This is a genomic window from Lactobacillus sp. WILCCON 0149 (assembly GCF_057197965.1).
Window position 1 is genome coordinate 1 of sequence record NZ_JBUBHO010000018.1, and the last position, 2563, is coordinate 2563.

General features: G+C 40.7%; 3 protein-coding genes. All 3 read right to left on the reverse strand.

The window, feature by feature from the left end; genetic code table 11:
* Positions 1-737 precede the first annotated feature (737 nt).
* Positions 738-935, reverse strand: coding sequence for a helix-turn-helix transcriptional regulator (locus tag ACYVUV_RS12225; protein WP_484499558.1), 198 nt, complete (start codon positions 933-935; stop codon positions 738-740).
* An 84-nt stretch (positions 936-1019) separates the two neighbouring features.
* A complete protein-coding gene (locus ACYVUV_RS12230; RefSeq protein WP_484499559.1) occupies positions 1020-1535 on the reverse strand; it encodes a HEAT repeat domain-containing protein in 516 nt (171 codons plus the stop codon).
* 20 nt (positions 1536-1555) lie between these two features.
* Positions 1556-2341, reverse strand: coding sequence for a hypothetical protein (locus tag ACYVUV_RS12235; RefSeq protein ID WP_484499560.1), 786 nt, complete (start codon positions 2339-2341; stop codon positions 1556-1558).
* Positions 2342-2563 lie beyond the last annotated feature (222 nt).

Here is a 2563-nt window from a genome sequence, read left to right on the forward strand (position 1 = left end):
TTGCGTTTAGTTTGTAGGAATTAGTTGTATTTTAGCGTATTTTAGCGTGATCTAAAAGAACAAAAGTTTTCCAAACAAAAAGCATCCCCTGCCCTACATTGCTGTACGGGAGGGATGCTGCCTCATCAGAAATGGCATCTTATCAATCCAGAACCTGTGACACCAGATACGAGGATGTGGGTTGTACCTTATTAGAAATGATATCTTCTAAATCGCCAAAGGTAGGGCATAAGATATCGCCGGGAATAATGCGGTTAACGTCCTATCAGAAATAACATCTCTCGAATCAAGAGGATAAAAATGCAAAAATGTTTATCAAAAGTGACAGCTTATCAATTTCTTGAAGTTTCCAATTATTTTTAGGTTCCGGGAATAGGATTATCAGAAACGGCACCTTATCAATCTAACCGGTTACACTAATTATTTTTATGCAAGGCTAACGAGTATCAGAAATGGCAACTTAGTAATCGCAGTCATTGGGCTATGCTGAGCATTTAGAGGGTTGTACTTTGTCAGAAATATACCTTGGTAATCCGCCTAATTATAATCTATTTCTAATGTTTTGGCAAGTGAAAACAAAAAGCAGCATCCCCTGCCCCATAGATTTATCCATGGGAGGGATGCTGCTCTAATAACGAATGTACTGTCCGAATCATAAAACTTACTAAATCTTGATAATCACATCAGTAATGGTAAGTTTTTCTGATATTCCTTTCAAGTTAAATCTATGGGTAGATTCAACTTGATTGAATACTTAATTTATTAGCTACATGATTCCCTAAGAGCAGATGGCTAGAAATCCCCATAACTTTTTCAACCCTTAATGCAGTAACTTCATTCAAGTACCGTTTGCGACTCAGCAATTCAGAAATATAGCTCTGACTCACCCCGATACGATTTGCTAAATCTTCTTGAGTGATGCCATAGTAATCCATAGTTTCTTGAATCAAATCAGCTGAAGATGCCGGGTAAAAAACTTGATCTTATTCTTTTTGTGCAGCATTAGCTTGTCCTCTTCCTCAATAGAAATGAATGTCCACGTTTTTTGCACCTACCCAGTCAAAGACTTCCTTGCGGACATCTTCATCCTCATCGTAGGCAAGAATGTTAAGGTCTTGGCTGCGGCCGTTTTCGGCAACTGCCGCTCTTACCCATTTATCCTCATCATTGACAAGAATGTCTAAGTCCTTATCCCGGCCGACACGTGTAACCGCTTCACGGACAATCGGATCATGATCGTGAACAAGGATATCAAGATCCTTGTCACGCTTTTTGAATGCTACCTCCTTACGAACGTCAGGGTCTTCGTCATGGGCAAAGATATCTAAATCCTTATCTCTGCCGTGTTGTACAACCTTTTTGCGAAGCCAGTCGCTCTCACTATGGACTAATTCATCCAGATCTTGATCGGAGCCATATCTGAGAAGTAAATACTTGTCGTCGATCGAATCACTATCACGCCATTTGATAACCTTTTCAGCAGCCATCTTCTTCAAACGAGCCAATTCGTTAGTGTAAACAGTGTTATTAGTCATGATTTTATCCTCTCCACCAATTAAATAGCTTGTTGTTCCTTCAGCAGTTCCAATGCACTTTGAATAACTGTTTTTAAGACAAATGAACTGTCGTCATTCGCTAAAATCTCTAAGTGCTTCAACTGGCCTTGGAAGGCAACGGCTTCTCTGACGTTTTCGTTCTCGTCATGTACAAGAATGTCTAAATCTTTTTCACGTGCCCAGTCAGCAACTTCCTTACGAACCTCTTCATCATCATCATTAACAAGAATGTCGAGATCCTTATTGCGACCGTTACTTGCTACGCATGCACGAACCCATTCGTCCTTGTCGTGAACAAGGATATCAAGGTCTTTGTCACGTCCAAAGCCAGCAACAATTTGGCGCACTCTGGCATCCTTGTCATGAACAAGAATGTCTAAGTCTTTATTACGTCCTGCCGATGCAACGGCTCTACGTACTTCTTGAGCCACATCATTAACAAGGATATCAAGATCCTTATCACGCTTTTTGTATGCAACAGTTCTGCGAACAGCCCAAGATGGGTCATGGACAAGAATATCTAAATCCTTATCTCTACCACGGTTGGCAACACTCATCCGAACTCCTTCTTCTGAATCATGGACTAATTCGTCCAGATCTTGATCAGAGCCGTAACGAGCAAGGAAATACTTGTCGTGGATCGTGTCGCTCTTCCGCCACTTAATAACCTTTTTAGCCAGCTCTTCCAGACTGCTGTAGTCAAAATTCTTTTCATCGATCTTGCCTTCAGCAGCCATCTTCTTCAAGCGAGCCAATTCGTTAGTGTAAACAGTGTTGTTAGTCATGATTTTATCCTCTCTTTTATGAAAAACAAAAAGGGCTCAAACAGCTAAATGTTGTTTAAGTCCTCTGAAATATTGTGTTTATTGTGATTTTACTTTTGATCGCTGCTTTCTGCGATCAGCTTCTTGTAGTTTTCCAAATCAGCTGGCGTGCAATTCAGTGCTTCCATTGCTTGACTGTTTGTTAAGCCAAACTTGGTCACCAGCCGCTGAAAACTTGCCAGT